Raw genomic sequence first — 21,209 nt, 5'->3', positions numbered from 1 at the left:
AAGGGGATTGCCGAGCCTGAAAGGCAGGCCCAAGTCAGCCAATGTAGCGGCTGACAGGGCGATTGCCTAGAGGGTAGTGGCCTGTGTGGCCAGTTATGTTAGTCAACTTCGGCGCCAGCAGCCCATATCCTGCGTTGCTGTTCCTCGCCATAGCGGGCTATGACTCGTCACAGCGCCTTGGCTCTGGACCGCTGGCATCCGAATTTGAGCTAACGAACTAGCCGTACAGGCCACGACACGTGCGTTAGTCGGTCAGCGAGTTGACCCGCGATTTTGTGACCTGTGCCGGCACGAAATGGCAGGTGAACGTGCTGCCGTGACCCAGCACGCTGCTGATCTCCATTCGCGCGCGATGTCGTAACAAAACGTGTTTGACGATGGCCAGGCCCAGTCCGGTGCCGCCGGTATTGGAGTTGCGGCTGGAATCGACGCGGTAGAAACGTTCGGTCAGGCGCGGCAGGTGTTTGTTGTCGATGCCGATCCCCGAGTCCTGCACGCTGAGGTGTGCGCCTTGCTCGTCACCCCACCAGCGGATGCGGATATTACCGCCGTCCGGGGTGTATTTGACCGCGTTGAACACCAGGTTCGAGAACGCGCTGCGAAGTTCCGCTTCACTGCCCTTGAGCATAATCGACGAATCGGCTTCCAGGGTGATGTGCTGATTACGCTGCCCGGACAGTGCCTGGGCATCGCTCTTGATCGATTGCAGCAGACTGTCGATCGGCACCGGTTGGTTGTCCGACGGGTAATCGGTGGCTTCGAGCTTGGCCAATAGCAGCAAGTCATTGAGCAACGTCTGCATGCGCCCGCCTTGCTGCTGCATTTGCTGCAACGCACGGCTCCAGCGCGGATTCACTTCTTCGACGTTGTCGAGCAGGGTTTCCAGGTAGCCGCAGATCACCGTCAATGGCGTGCGCAGTTCGTGGGAGACGTTGGCGATGAAGTCTTTGCGCATTTGCTCGAGCTGATGAATGCGGGTGACATCGCGCACCAGCATCAGGTGTTCATTGTTGCCGTAACGGGTGATGTACAGCTGAATCCGCATCCGGTCGTTGGTGGGCGAAGGGATTTCCAGCGGTTCGGCGTAGCTGTCCTGCTCGAAGTATTCCTTGAAGCGCGGATGACGCACCAGATTGGTTACCGGCTGACCGCTGTCCTGCGGGGTCTTGAGGCCCAGCAGCGTTTCGGCGGCGCGGTTCCACCATTCCAGGTTGCCGTCACTGTCGAGCATGATCACTGCGTCTTTCAGCGCTGCGGTGGACTCCTGAACCCGGTCGATCACCGCTTGCAGGCGTCCGCGCACGCGCTGATCGCGCCGTTGCAGGTGGTAGATGCTGTCGAACACTTCACCCCACAGGCCATAGCCGTCGGGTGGTGCTTCGTCGGGTTTTTGCAGGCGTAGCCACTCGTGCAGACGCAGCAGTTGTTTGAGGGTCCAGGCCAGGTAAATCCCCAGGCCTGCGGCCAGGCTCCAGCCGTATGCGCCTGTGATCAGGCCGATCACCAGACAGCCGGTGACCAGCAACAGCATGTGGCGGATCAGAGTGCCATGCCAGTTTTGGTTCACTTGGGGTCCTAAAGGCAGCTTCAAGTTTCAAGCTGCAAGCTGCAAGTTAGAGCGGCTGCTTGCCGCTTGTAGCTTAAGGCTTGCAGCTGCTTTTATGCTTTCGTGGAAAAGCGATAACCAGTGCCACGCACGGTTTGTACCAGATTCTCATAGGCATCGCCGAGGGCTTTACGCAAACGACGGATATGCACGTCGACGGTGCGCTCTTCGACATACACATTGCCGCCCCAGACCTGATCGAGCAATTGCCCGCGGGTGTAGGCGCGTTCCTGGTGAGTCATGAAAAACTGCAGCAAGCGGTATTCGGTCGGGCCCATCTCGGCGGGTTTGCCGTCGATGGTCACACGATGGCTGATCGGGTCCAGCAGCAGGCCGCCGACTTCGATCGGCGCCTCGCCGTCGGTAGGGCCGGCGCGACGCAGCACGGCTTTCAGGCGCGCAACCAGCTCACGTGGGGAAAACGGCTTGGTGATGTAGTCATCGGCGCCAACTTCCAGGCCCTGGATCTTGTTGTCCTCTTCGCCTTTGGCGGTGAGCATGATGATCGGGATGTCCCCGGTCAGTTCATCGCGCTTGAGACGCCGGGCCAACTCGATGCCTGACGTGCCGGGCAGCATCCAGTCGAGCAGGATCAGGTCGGGTTTACGGTCGACAATAATGGCGTGGGCCTGCTGGGAGTTTTCCGCCTCCAGGCAGTCATAGCCGGCCATTTCCAACGCAACGGCGATCATTTCGCGAATGGGCGCTTCGTCGTCGACGATCAGAATACTCCTGCCAACCATGCCTTAATCCTCTTGTCATTTAACTGTCTTGCGCCGCATTAGATAACGGAATTATTGCAGTCGTGTGACAGTATTTTAGTCGTGCGGCGGGCGGTGCAATCCTGAACTAAGCTCAAAGTTCGAATCCTGACAACCACAAAGGAAGGTTTCCATGACTCACTACGCTCAATCGTTCAAAGCTCTGGTGTTGGCCGCTGCCCTGGCATTACCGACACTCGCGCTCGCTGCCGAGCCGGCAATGATGAAGAACGGCATGATGGTCGATCAAAAGGGCATGACGTTGTACACGTTCGACAAGGACACGGGCGGTAAGTCGATGTGTAACGCTGATTGCGCCAAGATCTGGCTGCCGATGATGGCCCCGGCAGGCGCCAAGGCCGAAGGTGAATGGACGGTCATCAAGCGTGATGACGGCATGATGCAATGGGCTTACGACGGCAAGCCGCTGTACACCTACAAAATGGACATGAAGCCCGGTGAAGCGAAAGGTGAAGGTTTCAAAAATATGTGGCACATGGCGAAGCATTGATCCATACAACGTGATCTGAACCGCTAAAAGATCGCAGCCTCCGGCAGCTCCTACGCGCGTACCTCCGTAGGAGCTGCCGGAGGCTGTGATCTTTTCAAACAATCAGCGCAACGCGTAATCCAGCACAATTCCGATGAAAATCGCCAACCCCGCCCAGTGGTTATGCAGGAAGGCCTGGAAACACTTCAGTCGGTCCTTGTCTCGGGTGTACCAGAATTCCCAGGCAAAGCACGCGGCCGCAGCCAGCAACCCCAAGTGAAACCAGCCGCCCAGCTCGAATTTTGATCCCGCCAGCAGCAAGCACGCCAAGGCCAGCCCTTGCAGCGTGAGAATAATCACCCGATCGGCATCGCCAAACAGAATCGCCGTGGATTTCACGCCGATCTTCAAGTCGTCGTCGCGGTCGGTCATGGCGTAATAGGTGTCATAACCCACGGTCCACAGCAGGTTGGCGATCCACAGCAACCAGGCAATGGCCGGCAGCTCACCGGTTTCGGCGGTGAACGCCATCGGCATGCCCCAGGAGAACGCCGCGCCCAGCACCACTTGCGGGTAATAGGTGTAGCGCTTCATGAACGGGTAAGTAGCGGCCAGCGCCAAACCGCCGAACGACAGCCAGACCGTGGCCGCGTTAGTGCACAGCACCAACAGGAAACTCACGCCCATCAGCAACCCGAAGAACACCAGCGCTTCTTTGGAACTGATCTTGCCGCTGACCAGTGGCCGTTGTTCGGTACGTTTCACGTAGCCGTCGACCTTGCGATCAGCCCAGTCATTGATCACGCAGCCTCCGGCGCGGGTCAGCACCACACCCAGGACGAAAATCACGATATTGGCCAGTGACGGCGAACCTTTGCCGGCAATCCACAGCGCCCACAAGGTCGGCCACAGCAGCAGGTAAATGCCGATGGGTTTGTCCATGCGGGTCAGTTGAATGAAGTCCCAGGCACGTGGGTTCAGGCGATTCAACGATTTGAGCAGACTCTGGTACATCAGCAGTTCTCCGCATTCGCGCAAACAGCACGCCACAGCGTCGGCAAGAATATTTCCGCGACCAGTACGCTTAAGCTCCCCCGGTCGAAACGCGAACGACGGCCCCACAATTGCGGTGCCCGGGATTCGCTCGGCAACCACTCGACGGGATAGTGACAAACCTCGATGGCGCGGCGCTGGAACGCCTGATCGCAAAACAGCAACTCGCCCAGGGAGCGGCTGCCCAACTCATCCATATTCAACCCGCCGTCCTGCAACGAGCTGCGCGCCGCGACGCTGCGGGCAAACACCCAGGCCTCGCCATGACCACGCAAATACACCTCACGAACCCAGCCTTCACTGCCTTCGGGCAATTCCAGTGCGGCGCATTCGTCTGCACGCAAAGGCTGCCAGCCTTCGAACAGCGGCGTCACGCTGAAGCCGTCATCCGACAAACGGGTCAGGCGACGGGTGAGCGAGCCCTCATCGAATAGCCAGTCGAGGGTTTGCGCGTCAGGTAGCGGGGTCAGCTGGCTTTGTGGCAGCCAGAGCAGAGCAGGGGCGAGGGGTTTTGAGTGCGGCACAGTGAGTCAGTATTGGCAGCAAATGAGGCGGCGAGCTTACCATGTTGGTCGGTGATATTGACTGATCAGACCGGGTAATGGCCGCGAACAGGCTTGCATCTGCTGCGCCCGATCAGTACAAAACGCCTTGAGCCGGACGGCAGACCTTTATCAGGCGACCGTTCGCGCCAGCAAAAGCCTGAGAACCTGAGGAAACAAGTAATGAAAAAGTGGCAATGCGTGGTCTGTGGGCTGATCTACAACGAAGCCGAAGGCTGGCCGGATGACGGCATCGCCGCCGGTACCTTGTGGCAGGACGTGCCAGAAGACTGGCTGTGTCCGGACTGTGGCGTCGGCAAAATGGATTTCGAGATGATCGAAATCGCTGCCTGATCACAGCTTTTTATGAATTGAAGAGGAGTAAGGAATGAACGCACCTGTCGTGATCGTCGGCACTGGGCTGGCTGGCTACAACCTGGCCCGGGAGTTTCGCAAACTCGATGGCGAAACACCGCTGCTGCTGATTACCGCAGATGACGGACGCTCTTACTCCAAGCCGATGCTCTCCACTGGTTTCGGCAAGAACAAGGACGCCGATGGCCTGAGCATGGCCGAGCCCGGCGCCATGGCCGAACAACTGAAAGCTGAAGTGCGCACCCACACGCGCATCAGCGGCATCGACCCTGGCCACAAACGCCTGTGGATCGGCGAAGAAGCCGTGGCCTATCGCGACCTGATCCTCGCCTGGGGCGCGGAAACCGTACGCGTGCCGGTGCAGGGCGATGCGCCCGAGGCGATCTTCCCGATCAACGACCTCGAAGACTATGCGCGCTTTCGTGCAGCGGCGGCCGGTAAGCGTCGGGTGCTGCTACTCGGCGCCGGCCTGATTGGCTGCGAGTTCGCCAACGACCTGATCCTCGGTGGTTATGAAGTGCAGCTGGTCGCGCCATGCGAACAAGTCATGCCGACGCTGCTTCACCCGGCAGCGGCTGCTGCGGTGCAGGCCGGGCTGGAAAGCCTGGGTGCGCAGTTCCACCTCGGGCCGGTACTCAACAGTTTGCAGCGCACCGATGACGGGCTCGAAGGGCATTTGTCCGATGGCCAGGTGATCCCCTGCGACGTCGTGGTATCTGCCATTGGCCTGCGCCCGCGCATCGATCTGGCGGCCGCTGCCGGTTTGCAGATCAATCGCGGTGTGGTCGTAGACCGCCACCTCAAGACCTCCCACGCCAATATCTACGCCTTGGGCGACTGCGCCGAGGTCGATGGGCTGAATTTGCTGTACGTGATGCCCCTGATGAGCTGTGCGCGTGCGCTGGCTCAGACCCTGGCCGGCAACCCGACTGCGGTCAGCTACGGCGCGATGCCGATCACCGTGAAAACACCGGTCTGCCCATTGGTGGTGTCCCCGCCACCACGGGGTTTTGAAGGTATCTGGACCGTCGAAGGGCAGGGTGCGGACATCAAGGCGCTGTGCCGTGATGCCAGCGGAAAACTGCTGGGTTACGCGCTTACCGGGGCGGCGGTGATGGAGAAACTGGCTCTAAACAAGGAGCTTCCGGCGCTTCTGGCGTAAATACCGGTCGTTCTGTCGGAATCACCCCGCTTTTGCCCCTACAAAGGTCGCCCCGAGACTGGCGCCGCAACTAACCGCGTGCCATCCTCACTCCCGTCTGCCGCAGAGTAGAGCCTGCGGCGCCTTGGGCGCTGTTCCGGAAGAACAGCACGGACATAACAACAAAAAACCGTCAAAGAGGCTTCACTCATGCGTAAACCAGAACTCGCCGCAGCAATCGCTGAAAAGGCTGACCTCACCAAAGAACAGGCTAACCGCGTTCTCAACGCCGTCCTCGAAGAAATCACCGGCGCTCTGCACCGTAAAGACAGCGTCACCCTGGTGGGCTTCGGTACTTTCCTGCAGCGTCATCGTGGCGCTCGCACCGGCAAGAACCCGCAAACCGGTGAGCCAGTGAAAATCAAGGCCAGCAACACCGTTGCCTTCAAGCCGGGCAAGTCGCTCAAAGACAGCGTTAATCCGTAATTAGCGGTACCGTCTCGAAGGGAGGCGGGGCGGTAAAAAAATGGGCACGCCGACTGGGTCGGGTGCCCATTTTTTGTGAACGCTGGTTGGCGCATTTAAACGAATGCCTTCCACTGGTAGATCACGCTTGGTTTTTATAGGGGGAGAATGAGTGGTTAACGGTGTAGAAGCCTAGCTGTTCCGGCAGGCCGTTGAGGTCGTTGTGGTAGTAGCGGATTTTTTTGCTCATCGAACTCATTGCCCGAGGCCATGATGGCCATTATCTCGTCTGCCAGTTTAGGGTTTTCATTGGCTAAGTCTTTCATATGATAGTTCTGCATTTATGGTAGGCGTACTGCTTGATACTTGATCGCTATAAGTGGCGTGAGATTTATAACAGCCTACTCTAAGGTTTCCACTGCAGTCTCTCCTTCAAAGGTTTGGACGGCCGTTCGATAAATGACCGTCCAACTATCCTCTGATGATCTTTTAAGAGTATGTTTTGAGCCAAACACGTATATGGTGTCGCCAAGTGAAATTTTTTCTTTTATATGCTGTGCTGAGGGCGAGACTAAAAATTGATGTAAGAAGACCATGGGTAGGCCCTGATGATACAACCAGGCTGGTTCGCCCACCCATACAGGTTTTTCATTCAAACACAGGAACTCATTTTCTAGACGTTCTGTTAGCCATTTCTTTTTATTTTTTGGGGCGCCTTGCTCGACGTATTCGTTGTAAAGGTTCCTTGCAAAATCTTCTGCACCTTCGGCTTCCATCGACGCGGATTGCTTTTCTGCGATCTCCATCGCAGCGCCCCAGAAAATGTGAAAATCGGTCAACCCGCTCATGTCCTCTCCTGTAAAGCTTGCTTTACCATTGTCCGGTGGTTTTTATAACTTTTACCAAGTCCCATCCTGTATGGCGGTACTTGTCCATTGACTCATGCCCCCAAGGTGTTGCTTTGGTCAGGTTCCAATCCTCGTGAGCGACTTTCGATCCGACGCGTTGGGGAATGTACTGGTGGTTCAGTTCCATCGACACATCTATTCGAGCTGTCTTGCCGACACGCCCGAGCCGTCGGTTCCTTGCACTGTCACGGTAGCGGACCTCGACCCTCATTCTAGGTGCTTTACCGGCCGCCATCCGCGCCAGATTTTTTGCGGAATACTTGCCTGGCGGAGCTTTACTTGCCGCTTTTTTCCAGTGGCCTTTCCTTGCAGTACCCCAACATTTCCATCCCCATGGATCCACCCAGGCAATAGGATTCGGCGCATATAGGTATAGATTGAGATCCCCATCCAACCCAATCGGATCCGGCGTCGTAAACCGCCCCACATCCGGATCATAAAACCTGAAGGTATTGAAATGCAGCCCCGTCTCCCGGTCCAGGTACTGTCCCTGGAATCGCAGGTTCTGCTCTTCAATGTAGTACGGCTCGCGCGCCTCTTCTAACGTGTTGCCCCACACCCGATAAGTCGCCCGCCAGACGTTGTGGCCGTCCGCTTCGGTGAGCTGTTCCGGCAGGCCGTTGAGGTCGTTGTGGTAGTAGCGGATCTTTTGCAGCGGGCCGGTGCCGTCGACGCGGGCCAGGGGTTCGTAGCCTTCGTCTTCGTAGAGGTAGAGGCTGGTCTGCTGATGGCGATGTTCCTGCAACAGGCGCAGGCCGTCCCAGGTGAAGCGGGTTTCGCCGAGTGGGTAGCCGTGGGTGTCGTGCTCGGTTTTTTCAATGCGTCGGCCCAGCGGGTCGTAGGTCATCCTGACCACGCTGCCGTTTTCGTTGCGCACTTCAATCAACCGGCTTTCGGCGTCGTAGGCAAAGCGTTGCAGGCCCCGTTTAGCGCTGCGTTTTTCGATCATCCGGCCAAACGCGTCATAGCGATAACGTTTGTCCTGATAGGTCAGCAGTTTGTTGTGCACCACCAGCCCGGCACCGGGTTGCGGGCCGTCCAGCAGGTTGGCGGCGGCGTCGTAGGCGAAGGTTTCGCGCTGGCCGTGCAGGCTGTCCTGGCTGGCGATGATGCGGCCGGTGGCGTCGTAGTGCAGCAGTTGGCGGTGTTGCGCGGCGGGTTGCTGGTCGAGTTTGCCGATCAGGTTGTCGGCGGGGTCGTACTCGAAGTGCTTTTGCACCGCTGCCGGCATCAGCGAGAGCTGACTGCTGTGACGGCGTTGGCGTGAGCGCAAGCGGCCGCTACGGTCGTACTCGCTGCGAGTGCTGATCTGGCCTTGGGTACGCAGCACTTCGCGGTGCAGGCGGTCGCGTTCGAAGTCGCTGATGACCTGGCCGTCGAGGTTGATCTGGTGCAGGTGGCCGCTGCCGTAGTACAGGCGATTGAGCCAACGCCCGTCGGGCAGTTGGGTCTGGATCAGGTTGCCGAGTTCGTCGTAGTGGTGGTGCAGGTTGCCGGCCGTGCTTTGTTCTGCGAGCAACTGGCCGAGGGCGTCGTAGGCGAAGCTCAGGGCTTGGACGTTGCCGTGGTGGTCGGTGAAGGTGACGGCGGTGAGCTGGTCCAGCGGGTCGTAGCTGTAGTCGGTGCGGCCATCGTCGGTGACTTTGGCGATCAGCCGGCCAACGGCGTCGCGTTCCAGCCGATGAACGATGGGGGCCGGAGGTGCTTCGGGGACGACGGCCAGGCCGTTACCGTAAGGCGCGGTAATCGCCGTGACCGCCGCGACGTTATCCAGCAGATCATAGGTGTAGCGCTTGGCGCTGCCGTCGAGGTCTTGTTGTTCGGTCAGCCGGTCTCCAGCATCCCAGGCGAACCGATAACTTTCGCCGTTCTCATTGGTCAGCGCTTGCAGTCGCCCATAGCTGTCGTACCCGAACTGCACCTGCCGGCCATGGGCGTCGGTGCGCTGGCGTACCTGGCCGCGACGGTTGTGTTGATAGAGCGTGGTGTGCCCGGCCGGGTCGGTGTAGCCGATCAACTGGCCGCTGACGTCGCGCTGATACTGCTCGATGCGCCCGTCCGGTAATTGGCTGCTGAGCAACCGTCCCTGGGCGTCGTAGCTGAACTGGGTGCGTTCACCGAGGGCGTCGGTGATGGTTTGCAGATAGCCCCGGTTGTCGTAGCTGAATCGTGTCGGGTAACCCGAACAATCGATGTGTTCGACCAGTTGGCCGAACGGGTTCCAGCGCAGTTTTTTGCTTTTTTCGGTGGCGTCAATGATCTCGACGACCTGGCCGTGGGTGTCGTAGCGGTAGCGGGTGATGTGGCCCAGCGGATCGGTCTCGGCGATGCAGTTGCCGCGCTGATCGTAGCGATATTGCCAGCTGTTGCCGGCGGCATCAGTTTCCACCAGCGGCAAGGCCCAGTGTTCCAGCCATAGGGTCGAGTCACTGCGGCCCAGCGGGTCGGTTTCACCGATCAGGTTGCCGGCGTCGTCGTAGCTGTATTCGTAGCGCCCGCCCAGCGGGTCGGTGGCGCTGAGCAATTGGCGTTCGTCGTTCCACTCGAACTGCCAGGTCTGGCCGAGGTTGTCGGTGTATTCGGTGATCTGGTGTTGGGTGTTCCAGCGGCGTGTACTGACGCGCTGCGAGCCATCGGTGATGCGCGTGACACCGGCGAGGAGGTCATAGTCGAACCGGTAAGTATCGCCCTCGTCGGTCCAGTGCCGGACCACGCGCCATTCTTTTTCCTCGATATAAGCCCATTCATAGAAGCAGCGCAGCCCCGTGGGCAACTGATGCTCGACCATCCGCCGCCCGGCGTCGTAGGCGAAGCGCCGCTGCACCTGGCCAGTGGCGTCGCGCACCTCGGCCAGATCGCCCACTGCGTCGTAGCCGTAGCTGACGAGCACTTCGCGGCGTTGGTCGGGGTACAGGCGTTCCACCCGAGCCACGCGACCGCCTTCATGAGTCAGCTCGACCTGCACCAGATCGAAAGTATCCCGCAGGCGCGACAATTGTCCGGTTTCGTCATAGTCGAGGTGAACCCGGTTGTCATTACGATCACCCAGCTGATTCAGGCGCAACAAGGACGGATTACCGGGTGTACCGTCGAACAGCCGATACAACCCGTCATCGCTTTCAATCAACAACTGCCCATTAACGTGGCGCCGAACACTGAGCCCTTCACCGGCACTGAACACCGCGCCACCCAAGGGGATCGAACCCATGTCGATGCGTCGGCCCTGTTCATCGGTATAAACCAGCGTTTCCCCGCCCTCCGGGTGAGGCAGGATTTCCACGCACACCTCGTAGGACACGCTCCAGCCTGCGCCGAACAAGCTGTCGCGGCGTTCGTCACGGCTGTTGTAGAAGCGCTGCCAATCGATCGGCAAGATACCGGGCAGCACGAAATCCAGCTCTTCATCGCCCCCCAGCACCTTGGCCCCGGTCGCGGCGTGCACCGGATTCGACGAGCCCATGGCGGCGTTGGCCATGGCGCCCATCGCGCTGCTGACGGCCATCGACGTCGCGCCGCCGATCAGCATGCACGGCAGTTTGCTGAAGAACTTGCCTTTGCCGCCCTTGAGCATCAGTAGCGCGGTGACCGCCAGCCCCACGCCTGGGGTCTTGCCGCTGCGGATCTCGCGCACCACCGCCGAACCGCCGCCGATGGTGACGTTGGGTGAGATCAGCCCGGAACCCACCACCTTGGCGTCGCAGGTGGTGCGGTCGCCGCTGCGCACGGCGGGCTGGCCGTTGATGGTGACTTTGTCCGAGCCCTCGGCCAGAAATTGCGGCGGCATCGGCGGATGCTTCATGCAGGTGACCAGGTCCAGCGGCTTGGGTACGGCGCCGGGCGCCGGGGTGGCGACAGTGGGGCGCCACATCTGGGAGAAGAAGCTCTCGGCCATGTCCAGATAGCTGGGCTCGGCTTCGGGCTCGGGTGCCTCCAGCTCGGTACCGGCCGGCGCGACATGGGACGGGATCGCCCCGGCGGCGCGGGCGGCGGGAATGCTGTTGATCAGGGTGTTGGTGGAACCGGTGAGAATCGTCGCCTGCACCGTGGGCGGAAACAGCGAATTGCTGAAACTCTCGCACAGGTTGCTTAAACCCTTGTCGGCCCCGGTCTTGCTCATGGCAAGGCCGACGATGGTGCCCACCACCGCACCGAGCAGAAAGCAACCGAGGCCGCCGGTGGCGACGGTGATGCCGGTGGCCGCGACCACGGCGGCGGTGGCCAGCGCGGTAATCGCAATGTTGGCCGCCACCTCAAGCACGCCGCCAAGAATGTCGGCCATCATCGAGGTGTGGTCGAGTGCATCGCCCAGCCGGGCGGCCCAGAGTGCGTCAGACATGCGGGGTGCTCATCAGGCCTGAACGTCGAACAACAGCGAATTCTTGATGGTCGCCCAATGCGCGGCTTCGGCATCGCCGAGTTTTTCCGCCTTCACGTAGCTCAGGGCGAGCATTTTGCGGGTGCCGGGCAACACCAGCGCCAATTGGTACTGGAAGACTTTGTCGTTGCCCTTGTTGAACTGGCTGCGCAACTCGATGCCTTCGACTTCCTGGTTGGCACCCAGGCGCACGGCGACACCCGGTTGAAAACGCAAGTCTTGCACTTGTTTTTCCAGGCGTTTGAGCTGGTCGTCGAAGTTGCTTTGCAGGGTTTCGCCGTCGGCCAGCAAGCTGCGGCTGACGATCAGCGAAGTGCCCAGTTCGGCGAACTTGAGGATGTTGATCGTCGCGTCTTGCAGCTCGCCTGCCGGCAGTTGGAACTGGAATTCATTGATGCGATAAGTCATGGCGCCTAAATCTCGTGGTTAACCCTTGGGCTTGGGGAATGCGGCATTGATATTGGCGTCGATGCTGGCCTTGACGCCCTGGCCGTCAGGCGTGGCGCCAGGGCCGCCACCGTTGTTCAGGTGCAGTACGCCGCCGGTGTTGATCTCGGCATCACCGCTGGCATAGAAGCTGATTTGCACGCCGGTCAGATTGATCTGGCCGCTGGCATTGAGCTCCAGGATGCTTTCGCCGCACACCAGCCGCAGGTTCTCGCCAACTTCGATGACGTAGCTCTGGCTAATGCTGTCGGTCTTGCGCTGGCCCACCGACAGAATGTCTTCCTGCTTGACGATGCGCAGACGGTTGTTGCCGATGGTCACCGTCTCGTTATGCCCGATGCTCTTGTTGCGATCGTGGCCCACCGAGTGGCTTTCATCGACCTCGACCACGATGTCCTGGTTGCGCTCGGCATGGATGTACAGCTGCTCGGCGCCTTTTTTGTCTTCCATGCGGATTTCGTTGAAATTGGCCGGTGAGCCGCCCTTGCTCGAACGGCTTTTCATGCCGCTTTGGGTGGCGTTTTCCGGCAAGTCGTAGGGCACGGTCTGTTCGGCGTTATAGACGCGGCCGGTGATGATCGGCCGGTCCGGGTCGCCTTCGAGGAAGCTGACGATGACTTCCTGACCGATCCGCGGGATCTGCATCGAGCCCCAGTTTTTACCGGCCCAGGACTGCGACACGCGAATCCAGCACGAGCTGTTTTCGTTGGACTGATCATGCCGGTCCCAGTAAAAGTGCACCTTCACCCGGCCGAACTGGTCGGTCCAGATTTCCTCGCCTTTGGGGCCTACCACCAACGCGGTCTGCGGGCCTTTGACGATTGGGCGGTGGGTGTTGGGCAGCGGGCGGTAGCTTTGTTGGGCGTCGATGCAGGTCAGGCTGCTTTCGAACTGTGCCGAAGGCGCGCCACCACCGGTTTCCCCACTTTCCTGGGAAATGTAATAGCGTGCGCCAACGATCAGGTATTCGCGGTTCTGGTCCTGGCGGCTGAAGCCGGTGAGGTTGAACAAATGGCCCGAGCCCAGGCCTCGGGCGTTGCCGGCCAGCTCGACCTGTTCGTGCAGGGTCTGCAAGGCTTCGATGCGGGTGCGGGCGTAATGTTCGCCGTCTTCGCTTTGCACATAAGTGCCGGGGTAGTCGTACAGCGGATAATCGCCGGCGGTGTGCGGACGGGGCATGGCCGAGCGCACGTCGATACGCGCGCTGGGGCGCTGGAAATCATAGTCGTTGAGTTCCAGCGAACCCGGCTGGACTTCCTGGGCCAAGTGCCAATCGTGGATGTGATCGCGTTCGCGCTGCTGCTCATTCTTGGGGTAGTAGGGCACCGAGGCGTAGCCGGGCGCACTGGTGTGAGCGCCGTAGGCATCGGCCAACACCAACACATGACGACCCTGTTCATGGCGGAAGAAGTAGTAGATCCCTTCCTGCTCCATCAGGCGGCTGACAAAATCGAAACTGGTTTCGCGATACTGCACGGAGTATTCCCACTCGCGATAGGGCCGGCTCAGGGCGTCTTCGAAATCGGAAAAGCCCAGGTCGCGAAACACCTGCTTGATGATCTGCGGGATGGTCAGGTTCTGGAAAATCCGGCAATCGGAGGTGCGGGTCAGCAGCCAAAGCCAAGGCCGCAGCGTGACCTGGTAGCTGGCGAACTGGCCCTGGTCGACATTCTGGCTGCAGCGGGCAACGATGCCATGGAAATGACGTTCGCCACCGCCGTCCAGTTGCAGGCTCAGGGACATGGGTTTGCCGAGCAACTGGTTGAGGTCGATGGCATTGTCCAGTGAGTGCAGCTGCAACTCATAGTTGAACAGCCGCCCCAGCTCTTCGCCGCCGCCCATGTCTTTGAGCAACAGCACCTCCGGCCCCAGGGGGCTGGTGATTTTTGCCAGGCGTGAGAGTTGCTTGAATAGCATCAGTTATCCCGTAAACGTTATAGAACCGAGCTGCATATCCCTGTCGGAACCGGGTCCAGTGTGGGAGCGGGCTTGCTCGCGAAGGCGGTGTGTCAGCCAATATCAATGTCGCTGACAGATTGCATTCGCGAGCAAGCCCGCTCCCACATTGACCGTGTTTCGGTCAGGTCAGGCGGCGTCGCTGAAGTCGTAGTGCAATTCGTTATCCCGGGCGCTGATCCGCACCCCTGCCAGCGTCTTGCCTTCGAGCATGCGGGTGAGGAACTCGCGGCTCATGTCCGGTAGCAGGCTGTTGGTCAGGATGGTGTCGATCATCCGCCCACCACTTTCAGTTTCGGTGCAACGGGAGACGATCAGGTTGATCACCTCATCGTCGTAATCGAACGCCACTTTGTGGGTGTTCTCCACGCGCTTCTTGATGCGATTGAGTTGCAGGCGGGTAATGGCCTTGAGCATCTCGTCGCTGAGCGGGTAGTACGGAATGGTCACCAGGCGGCCCAGCAAGGCCGGCGGGAAAATCTCCAGCAGCGGTTGGCGCAGGGCCTTGGCGATTTCTTCGGGCTCGGGCACGTTTTGCGGGTCTTTGCAGACCCGGGCAATCAGCTCGGTGCCAGCGTTGGTGGTCAGCAGAATCAAGGTGTTCTTGAAGTCGATCACCCGACCTTCGCCGTCCTCCATCACGCCTTTGTCGAAGACCTGGAAGAAGATCTCATGCACGTCCGGGTGGGCTTTTTCCACCTCGTCCAGCAGCACCACGCTGTAGGGTTTGCGCCGCACGGCTTCGGTCAGCACGCCGCCTTCGCCATAGCCGATGTAGCCCGGTGGCGCGCCCTTGAGGGTGGACACCGTGTGGGCTTCCTGGAATTCGCTCATGTTGATGGTGATGACGTTCTGCTCGCCGCCGTACATGGCTTCGGCCAGGGCCAGGGCGGTTTCGGTCTTGCCCACGCCGGAGGTACCGGCGAGCATGAACACGCCAATCGGTTTGCTCGGGTTGTCGAGGCCGGCGCGGGAGGTCTGGATGCGCTTGGCTATCATCTGCAAGGCGTGGTCCTGGCCGATGATGCGTTTCTTCAGGTGCAGGTCGAGATTCAGCACGGTTTCCAGTTCGTTACGGGCCATGCGGCCCACCGGAATCCCGGTCCAGTCGGCGACCACTGAGGCCACGGCCTGGTAATCCACAGTCGGAAGGATCAACGGGGTTTCGCCTTGCAGGGCGCTGAGACGCTGTTGCAGGTCCACCAGTTTCTCGCGCAGGGCGTGGCTGTCTTCGGTCCCGACATCGTTGTCCACGATACCGACGCTTTCACGCAGGATGGCGCGGGTGGCGAGCAGTTCGTCCACCAAGGTCTTCTCTTCGGCCCAGCGGCTTTCGAGTTCGACCAGGCGTTTGCGCTCGGCGGCCAGCAGGTTTTCGCTGTTGCTCTGGCGGGCGCCGATGACGATGCCGATGGCGTGCTCGCGGGCGATGATCTGCAGCTCGGTTTCCAACGCCTCGATGCGGCGACGGCTGTCGTCCACTTCGGCCGGCACGGCATGCAGGCTGATGGCGACCCGGGCGCAGGCGGTGTCCAGCAGGCTCACGGATTTGTCCGGCAACTGGCGCGCCGGGATGTAGCGGTGAGACAGCTTGACCGACGCTTCCAAGGCTTCGTCGAGGATCTGCACCTGATGGTGTTTTTCCATCGTCGAGGCCACGCCGCGCATCATCAGCAACGCCTTGTCTTCCGACGGCTCGGCCACTTGCACCACCTGGAAGCGACGAGTCAGGGCCGGGTCTTTTTCAATGTGCTTCTTGTACTCGGCCCACGTCGTGGCGGCCACGGTGCGCAGGCTGCCCCGGGCCAAGGCCGGCTTGAGCAGGTTGGCCGCATCCCCGGTACCAGCGGCGCCACCGGCACCGACCAGGGTGTGGGCTTCGTCGATGAACAGGATGATCGGCTTGGGCGAGGCCTGGACCTCTTCGATGACCTGGCGCAGGCGCTGTTCGAATTCACCTTTCATGCTCGCGCCGGCCTGCAACAGGCCGACATCGAGGCTGCGCAGTTCCACGTCTTTGAGCGCCGGCGGCACGTCACCGGCGACGATGCGCAGGGCAAAGCCTTCGACCACGGCGGTTTTACCGACGCCGGCTTCACCGGTCAGAATCGGGTTGTTCTGCCGACGACGCATGAGGATGTCCACCAATTGGCGGATCTCTTCGTCACGGCCGACGATCGGGTCAAGCTTGCCATTGCGGGCCTGCTCGGTGAGGTCGACGGTAAAACGCTTGAGCGCTTCCTGCTTGCCCATGGCGCTGGGGGCCATGGCGCCGCTGGCTTCACCGGGCACGCTGCCGGCGTTGAAACCATCGCTGGCGCTGAGCGCATTTTCCGGCGAGTCGCCGACGTATTCGTCAAAACGCTCGCTCAGGGCCTCGACCTTGATCTTGTCAAACTCTGCCGACAGTCCCAGTAACCCATGGCGCAGGCTCGGCGTCTTGAGGATGCCCAGCACCAGATAACCGGTACGCACCTGGCTTTCGCCGAACATCAGGCTGCCGTAGACCCAGCCACGCTCCACGGCTTCTTCCACATGGGAGGACAAGTCAGTGATCGAAGTCGAGCCCCGTGGCAAACGGTCCAGGGCTTCGGTCAGGTCCCGGGCCAGGCGCGCCGGTTCGATATTGAACTGGCGGATAATGCGGTGCAGGTCCGAGTCCTGCAATTGCAGCAACTGATGAAACCAGTGGGCCAGTTCCACATAAGGGTTGCCACGCAACTTGCAAAACACGGTGGCGGCTTCGATGGCTTTGTAGGCCACGCTGTTGAGTTTGCCGAACAACGCGGCGCGACTGATTTCACCCATGCTCTTGGCTCCTTGAGATCTGTGAGGTGTTGGCTTGCTCGGCGTAATGCCGGGCCAGTATTAAGTCCTTGGCATCTTTTGCGGGCTTGCCCACCCAGGTATTGAACCCCAGGCGGAAGCGGCCATTGAGTTGCAGCGCCGGCACTTCGGGCTGTTTCAGAACCAGGTTCAGATCCCAGTCCAGTTCATGGCCCAGGTATTCGGCCACCCAGGCCACCAGCTCATTGAAGGATGGGCTGCCCGGCAACATGCTCATGTAGTCATCCAGCTTGAGCGGCCCCAGGCGAATGCGGAATTTGTGCTGGCGATCCCAGACGCAGCGGCCCAGGCAAAAATCCACGCCCAATTGATGGGCGCTCACGCCCACGCGGCTGCGCTCCGGCAGCATCAGCCATTGGCCGACGTACTCTTCGATCTCCACCGGCAGGCCGAAGTACTCGCCGATAATTGCCTTCAAACCGTCGGGGTAACGGGTTTGTGCCGACAAATGACCGCTGTAATGCAGCTTTGCAGTGTCGGGTATCAGCCCTTGTTTGAGCAGGCTCGGCATGCCTCGACCGCTCAGTGCTGCCAGACGTGCCGACCAGTAGTCATCGTCCGGGCGATCATGGCTGACTGTCGGCCGGGCTTCGGCCCAGGCCCGGTAAAACAGGCTCAGCAGGCGATGGTGGAACACATCCAGAAAGCGTTTGCTGGTGCTGTCGGCGTTGTTGCGCTGGCGTTCACGCACATATTCGGTGAGGTGCAGCGGCAATGGGCCATTGGGGCCGCCGAGGCCGAAAAAGAACTGCTCCAGACGCGCCGGCGAACCGTCGATGCCCGGCTGTACCGAGGCCAGGGTCGCGGGGGCGAAGGTGCAATCGGCCTGTTGCCCAAGGCGCAAGGGGTCGTCGGCCAGGCGCAACGAATGGCCCAGGCGCGGCAACTCAGGCGATTCGCACTCGATGCGCCGTAATGCCTGGAAGAAGTCGTATTCCCAGGGCTCCTGGTGCATCGCGTCCAGGGTACTCACAGGGTCGGACGGCGTCCGGGTTTGGCTTTCCATCGCATGATCTCGCCGCGTTCGGTGGTACGGATCACCGTCTCGGTAAAACTGTTGATCGACACGTAACGTGCCAGGAAGCGCTCGAACACTGCACCGAGCAAAAAGACGCCAGTGCCACGAAACGCGTTCTCATCGAATTCCAGGGTGATTTCCATACCGCGGCCGAACACGATCGGTCCCGGCATTGGCAAGCGTCGGGTGCAGGCTTTGCTGCTGACTTCGCGCAGGCCTTCGATCTGCAACTGCAAGGCTGCATCATTGTCGTCGCCATACAGGCGCAGCAGCTCGCGCAGGGCGGCGGCGCCCTGGCCTTGCTCGCTGAGGGACAAGTAGTTGAGCGAAAGCTGGCTGATCAACCGCCAGGCCTTGGCGTCGTGGGCATGGCTGGCGCGTGGGCGGCTCGGGCCCGCCACGCAGCGCACTGCTGCTACCGGTGCGCTGTCGGCCAGGGTGAAGTCGGTCTTGCTGTTGCCCACGCTCATGAACAGCGGCAGGTCGCGGTTGGTGCACAGCGCCGTTACGCCCAATTGGCGCAGGTCGTGGCGATAGGGCGCCTGCTGGCTGTCCACCAGACTGACGAAGGTTTCGCTGCCGATGTAAGTCGAACGTGGGCCGTTGCGCCGTTGGCCGCTGGACAGCATGCGGGGTTCGCGCCGCACCGTGTAATACGCCTGATCACGGCCGTAGCGAGACGGATCGCGGACGGCATAGAACGGCAAAAAAGGCTGTTCCGACCCGGTGCCATGGCCGGTGAGGGCGGTCAGGGAATGAATCTCGAAATCCATCGGCCGGGTACGGTCGGCGATCACGTGATGTTCATTCACCCGTTCCGACAAGTGGATGCGATCCAGGCGCTTGGGAAACAAGTTGATTGCCGGGGTGCAGAACGGCAGGAACTGCGCGGCACCGACGCTGCCTTCCAGGCTCGGATCATGACGGTCGAACAGCACGATCAATTCCAGTTCCTGACCCTCGCAGCGTTTGACTGCCCGGCTCAACCCGGTGAAGTCGACAAACAGAAAGCGGCGGGGCAGGGCGAAATATTCCTGCAACAGGCGATAGCCCTGGAAGGCTCGCGAGACCACGGGCAGCGCGGCGTCGGTATCGTCGAATCCCACGGAACGCAGTGCATCCTGCGGCAGGCGTTCTACCCAATCGCCGCCAGGCTGACGGGCGAAGACGGCGCAGGCGTTGCCCAGCAACTGTTCGTAGAGGCGAAAGGGTTGTTCGTCGGCGCCGTTGAGGTACAACGGCAGGTTGTCCAGGGCCAGACTGTTGAACGGCAGTTCGGCACCGGTGCGCAGGGTCAGGCGCAGGCCGGCCTTGGCCTTGGGGGCGCTAGCGGCCAGCCGCCCAAGCACGGCGGACGGGTTGCCGAAGTACTCGGCCTGGCTGACCTGCAATGGCCACAACGTCACCGCATGGGCGGTGCGGTACTCGCAGCAGGTTTGGCTTTCGCGCCCCAGGGCTGCGCGCAGGACTGTGTCCCGGGGCAGCGGGAAGCCGCTGCTCAGCGAGCCTTCATCGGGGTCGGCCTGCAAGTGCACCACGGTCATCGACGGTGTCGGCGCCAGGTAATGGGGGTACGCGATTTCCAGCAGGTTGTGGGTGAAGGTCGGGTATTCGGCATCGAGCTTGAGCTGTACCCGCGCCGTCAGGTAGGCGAACCCTTCCAGTAAGCGCTCGACGTACGGATCGGCGCAGTCCATGCCGGACAACGTCAGCCGACTGGCGATTTTCGGGTACTCCTGGGCGAACTCCGCCGCGCTTTCGCGCACGTGGTGCAGTTCCTGGTTGTACAGCTCCAGCAGGCGCGGGTTCATGAGTGTCTCCGCTGGTCGGCGTTGACCACCCGTACATGACCGGATTCCAGGTCCAGGTCGGTTTGCAGCATCAGGCGCAGCGGCACTGGCTGGGCCCAGAGATCGCCTTCGATCTCGAAACTCAGGGCGTTGTGGTTCATCTCGGCAGATGCCCGGGCCCGCACGCGCAGGGTATGGCGCAGAATGCGCGGTTCGAACGTGGCAATGGCCTGGTGGATCAGCGCTTCAAGCGCCGCGATGTCGACGTTCGACGCACTGTTGCCGGCCAGGGCCGGCAGCCCGAAGTTGACCACCGAAGTACCGGCCGGGGTGTGCAACGTCTCATCGGCGCCGAGCAATGAAGTGGTGTTGAGCAGCCACGCCAGGTCCCGCAGCACCGAGGCTTTGAGTTGGCTCAGGGACAGCACGCGCTTGTCGGCGCTTTCCTTGAGATTGCTCGGGTCGTCGTCGGTCAGCCGATCCAGCAGGGACGGTTGCAGACGATCGCGGGTGGCGATGTCGGTTACCACGAAAACAGGGCCACAAAATTTTTCTGGTCAACAGCCCCGGCCAAGCAACGACCGCCATCACCCACAATTGACGTCTCCAGACGGCCTTCGATTTGTCTAATGGCTTGGTATTGGGAGCGACACTCAGTGCTTGGCGCAGGTTCTGGTTCGAAGTGCTGCACGATAATGATCAATGCGTTGTTAAAGCTTTCAACGCGGGGTAAGCCGTTGCGGTCGACACTTAACTGACAGGGCCATGGAATGTTCAGCGTGAGTAAAGTCTGGTCCGGTTTGCGCAAGGCACAGCGTTGGTCGTGGTTTTCCAAGGTCAGGATTTGACCGGCAAGACTGACCTGGTTGTTTTGCGTGGCGGGTGCGTCGGTTTGTTCGGCGCAGGCGTTCAGACTTAAGAAAAGACAGCCCGACAGCGCCGATAGCACAGTTCGTTTGATCATTTCAGTTCCCAGAACCAGACTTGCTTTGAGCGATGTGCCTGATCGGCGAAGTCGCCTGTGACCCTGCCACGATTCCATAAGTCGATATGGTCGCCGGTACGCGCTTCCTGAGATTGGCCCAGTCGTGCAAAGCAGTCCTTGAAAAAGATGATCCCAGTCTTTTGGTAAAGCGTGCGTCGGTCTTCGGCGCTTCCCGTGAGAATGGTCGGACGGCCTAGATGATGACGCCAAAGCCAGTTGGCCAGCGACTCAGCGCCCCGGGCATGTTCGTGCGCACACTTGGGGTCGCTGTAAGTGGACTTGTTGACCTTGATTGTCTGTTCCGCATTGAGCGTGACGCTCATGCGGATGGCGCACTGATTATCCCAAGGCCCATCACAGGGCGTTGACGTAGTGGGGTAGCTGTTCCACAAATTGACAAACGAAGGCTTGGCCATGACTCAGACACCGGATGGGGAAGGATTGGATTCG

At 60.4% G+C, this 21,209-nt stretch carries 18 protein-coding genes; 4 read left to right on the top strand and 14 right to left on the bottom strand.

What is annotated here, in order from left to right:
- Window positions 1–244: 244 nt before the first annotated feature.
- Window positions 245–1,531 (bottom strand): phosphate regulon sensor histidine kinase PhoR, encoded by a 1,287-nt coding sequence (phoR, locus tag AC1RKH_RS11235; protein ID WP_259740302.1) that lies wholly within the window; start codon window positions 1,529–1,531, stop codon window positions 245–247.
- A 128-nt stretch (window positions 1,532–1,659) separates the two neighbouring features.
- Entirely contained in the window at window positions 1,660–2,349 is a 690-nt protein-coding gene (gene phoB / locus AC1RKH_RS11230) for a phosphate regulon transcriptional regulator PhoB (protein WP_007896474.1), read from the bottom strand.
- Between the two features lie 151 nt (window positions 2,350–2,500).
- On the opposite strand from phoB, the gene AC1RKH_RS11225 reads away from it, so the two are divergent.
- Window positions 2,501–2,878, top strand: a complete 378-nt coding sequence (locus AC1RKH_RS11225) for a COG4315 family predicted lipoprotein (protein ID WP_493062716.1) — start codon at window positions 2,501–2,503, stop codon at window positions 2,876–2,878.
- Between the two features lie 102 nt (window positions 2,879–2,980).
- Here the strand turns inward: AC1RKH_RS11225 and ubiA are convergent, their stop codons facing one another.
- Together ubiA and AC1RKH_RS11215 are read right to left on the bottom strand one after the other, a co-directional pair.
- The gene (gene ubiA / locus AC1RKH_RS11220) at window positions 2,981–3,871 is read right to left on the bottom strand and encodes a 4-hydroxybenzoate octaprenyltransferase (protein WP_493062715.1); all 891 of its coding nucleotides are present in this window, start codon (window positions 3,869–3,871) and stop codon (window positions 2,981–2,983) included.
- The gene (locus tag AC1RKH_RS11215) at window positions 3,871–4,434 is read right to left on the bottom strand and encodes a chorismate--pyruvate lyase family protein (protein WP_493062714.1); all 564 of its coding nucleotides are present in this window, start codon (window positions 4,432–4,434) and stop codon (window positions 3,871–3,873) included. Before AC1RKH_RS11215 ends, ubiA begins: the two co-directional genes overlap by 1 nt.
- A gap of 201 nt (window positions 4,435–4,635) precedes the next feature.
- Between AC1RKH_RS11215 and AC1RKH_RS11210 the strand changes: the two genes are divergently transcribed.
- From AC1RKH_RS11210 to AC1RKH_RS11200, 3 genes are all read left to right on the top strand, one after another.
- Window positions 4,636–4,806 carry a rubredoxin gene (locus AC1RKH_RS11210; protein WP_123427432.1) on the top strand — a complete coding sequence of 57 codons (171 nt, stop codon included), beginning with the start codon at window positions 4,636–4,638 and terminating at the stop codon, window positions 4,804–4,806.
- A 34-nt stretch (window positions 4,807–4,840) separates the two neighbouring features.
- Window positions 4,841–5,989, top strand: a complete 1,149-nt coding sequence (locus tag AC1RKH_RS11205) for an NAD(P)/FAD-dependent oxidoreductase (protein ID WP_493062713.1) — start codon at window positions 4,841–4,843, stop codon at window positions 5,987–5,989.
- Between the two features lie 189 nt (window positions 5,990–6,178).
- Window positions 6,179–6,454: an HU family DNA-binding protein gene (locus AC1RKH_RS11200; protein ID WP_003213368.1), complete on the top strand. Its 276-nt coding sequence runs from the start codon at window positions 6,179–6,181 to the stop codon at window positions 6,452–6,454.
- A gap of 380 nt (window positions 6,455–6,834) precedes the next feature.
- On the opposite strand, the gene AC1RKH_RS11195 is transcribed toward AC1RKH_RS11200, so the two are convergent.
- The 10 genes from AC1RKH_RS11195 to AC1RKH_RS11150 all read right to left on the bottom strand — a co-directional run bounded on the left by AC1RKH_RS11195 (window position 6,835) and on the right by AC1RKH_RS11150 (window position 21,175).
- A complete protein-coding gene (locus AC1RKH_RS11195) occupies window positions 6,835–7,281 on the bottom strand; it encodes a hypothetical protein (RefSeq protein ID WP_493062712.1) in 447 nt (148 codons plus the stop codon).
- Between the two features lie 22 nt (window positions 7,282–7,303).
- The gene (locus AC1RKH_RS11190) at window positions 7,304–11,677 is read right to left on the bottom strand and encodes an RHS repeat-associated core domain-containing protein (protein ID WP_493062711.1); all 4,374 of its coding nucleotides are present in this window, start codon (window positions 11,675–11,677) and stop codon (window positions 7,304–7,306) included.
- A 12-nt stretch (window positions 11,678–11,689) separates the two neighbouring features.
- Window positions 11,690–12,124 carry a DcrB-related protein gene (locus AC1RKH_RS11185; RefSeq protein WP_493062710.1) on the bottom strand — a complete coding sequence of 145 codons (435 nt, stop codon included), beginning with the start codon at window positions 12,122–12,124 and terminating at the stop codon, window positions 11,690–11,692.
- A gap of 18 nt (window positions 12,125–12,142) precedes the next feature.
- Window positions 12,143–14,080 (bottom strand): type VI secretion system Vgr family protein, encoded by a 1,938-nt coding sequence (locus AC1RKH_RS11180; protein WP_493062709.1) that lies wholly within the window; start codon window positions 14,078–14,080, stop codon window positions 12,143–12,145.
- Window positions 14,081–14,248: 168 nt separating this feature from the next.
- Window positions 14,249–16,927: a type VI secretion system ATPase TssH gene (gene tssH / locus AC1RKH_RS11175; RefSeq protein WP_493062708.1), complete on the bottom strand. Its 2,679-nt coding sequence runs from the start codon at window positions 16,925–16,927 to the stop codon at window positions 14,249–14,251.
- A complete protein-coding gene (gene tssG, locus AC1RKH_RS11170) occupies window positions 16,920–17,972 on the bottom strand; it encodes a type VI secretion system baseplate subunit TssG (protein WP_493062707.1) in 1,053 nt (350 codons plus the stop codon). The genes tssH and tssG overlap by 8 nt, the downstream gene beginning before the upstream one ends.
- Complete coding sequence (gene tssF / locus AC1RKH_RS11165; RefSeq protein WP_123426117.1) at window positions 17,936–19,795, bottom strand: type VI secretion system baseplate subunit TssF; 1,860 nt, start codon at window positions 19,793–19,795, stop codon at window positions 17,936–17,938. Before tssF ends, tssG begins: the two co-directional genes overlap by 37 nt.
- Window positions 19,792–20,304 carry a type VI secretion system baseplate subunit TssE gene (gene tssE / locus AC1RKH_RS11160; RefSeq protein WP_493062706.1) on the bottom strand — a complete coding sequence of 171 codons (513 nt, stop codon included), beginning with the start codon at window positions 20,302–20,304 and terminating at the stop codon, window positions 19,792–19,794. The genes tssF and tssE overlap by 4 nt, the downstream gene beginning before the upstream one ends.
- Window positions 20,298–20,738, bottom strand: a complete 441-nt coding sequence (locus tag AC1RKH_RS11155) for a hypothetical protein (protein WP_493062705.1) — start codon at window positions 20,736–20,738, stop codon at window positions 20,298–20,300. Before AC1RKH_RS11155 ends, tssE begins: the two co-directional genes overlap by 7 nt.
- Entirely contained in the window at window positions 20,735–21,175 is a 441-nt protein-coding gene (locus AC1RKH_RS11150) for a type VI secretion system amidase effector protein Tae4 (protein WP_493062704.1), read from the bottom strand. The genes AC1RKH_RS11155 and AC1RKH_RS11150 overlap by 4 nt, the downstream gene beginning before the upstream one ends.
- Window positions 21,176–21,209: the final 34 nt, after the last annotated feature.

The sequence above is a fragment of the Pseudomonas sp. GW822-FHT06B12 genome (genome assembly GCF_058799675.1).
This window is presented reverse-complemented; position numbering and strand designations above follow the sequence as displayed.

What these genes read in the sequence shown, in the direction of transcription:
- AC1RKH_RS11190 (WP_493062711.1), bottom strand. Translation starts at nt 11,677, where the DNA reads ATGTCTGACGCACTCTGGGCCGCCCGGCTGGGCGATGCACTCGACCAC.
- ubiA (WP_493062715.1), bottom strand. Translation starts at nt 3,871, where the DNA reads ATGTACCAGAGTCTGCTCAAATCGTTGAATCGCCTGAACCCACGTGCC.
- AC1RKH_RS11185 (WP_493062710.1), bottom strand. Translation starts at nt 12,124, where the DNA reads ATGACTTATCGCATCAATGAATTCCAGTTCCAACTGCCGGCAGGCGAG.
- tssG (WP_493062707.1), bottom strand. Translation starts at nt 17,972, where the DNA reads ATGGAAAGCCAAACCCGGACGCCGTCCGACCCTGTGAGTACCCTGGAC.
- AC1RKH_RS11155 (WP_493062705.1), bottom strand. Translation starts at nt 20,738, where the DNA reads ATGATCAAACGAACTGTGCTATCGGCGCTGTCGGGCTGTCTTTTCTTA.
- AC1RKH_RS11210 (WP_123427432.1), top strand. Translation starts at nt 4,636, where the DNA reads ATGAAAAAGTGGCAATGCGTGGTCTGTGGGCTGATCTACAACGAAGCC.
- AC1RKH_RS11150 (WP_493062704.1), bottom strand. Translation starts at nt 21,175, where the DNA reads ATGGCCAAGCCTTCGTTTGTCAATTTGTGGAACAGCTACCCCACTACG.
- AC1RKH_RS11200 (WP_003213368.1), top strand. Translation starts at nt 6,179, where the DNA reads ATGCGTAAACCAGAACTCGCCGCAGCAATCGCTGAAAAGGCTGACCTC.
- tssH (WP_493062708.1), bottom strand. Translation starts at nt 16,927, where the DNA reads ATGGGTGAAATCAGTCGCGCCGCGTTGTTCGGCAAACTCAACAGCGTG.
- phoB (WP_007896474.1), bottom strand. Translation starts at nt 2,349, where the DNA reads ATGGTTGGCAGGAGTATTCTGATCGTCGACGACGAAGCGCCCATTCGC.
- phoR (WP_259740302.1), bottom strand. Translation starts at nt 1,531, where the DNA reads ATGCTGTTGCTGGTCACCGGCTGTCTGGTGATCGGCCTGATCACAGGC.
- AC1RKH_RS11180 (WP_493062709.1), bottom strand. Translation starts at nt 14,080, where the DNA reads ATGCTATTCAAGCAACTCTCACGCCTGGCAAAAATCACCAGCCCCCTG.
- AC1RKH_RS11195 (WP_493062712.1), bottom strand. Translation starts at nt 7,281, where the DNA reads ATGAGCGGGTTGACCGATTTTCACATTTTCTGGGGCGCTGCGATGGAG.
- AC1RKH_RS11205 (WP_493062713.1), top strand. Translation starts at nt 4,841, where the DNA reads ATGAACGCACCTGTCGTGATCGTCGGCACTGGGCTGGCTGGCTACAAC.
- AC1RKH_RS11225 (WP_493062716.1), top strand. Translation starts at nt 2,501, where the DNA reads ATGACTCACTACGCTCAATCGTTCAAAGCTCTGGTGTTGGCCGCTGCC.
- tssF (WP_123426117.1), bottom strand. Translation starts at nt 19,795, where the DNA reads ATGAACCCGCGCCTGCTGGAGCTGTACAACCAGGAACTGCACCACGTG.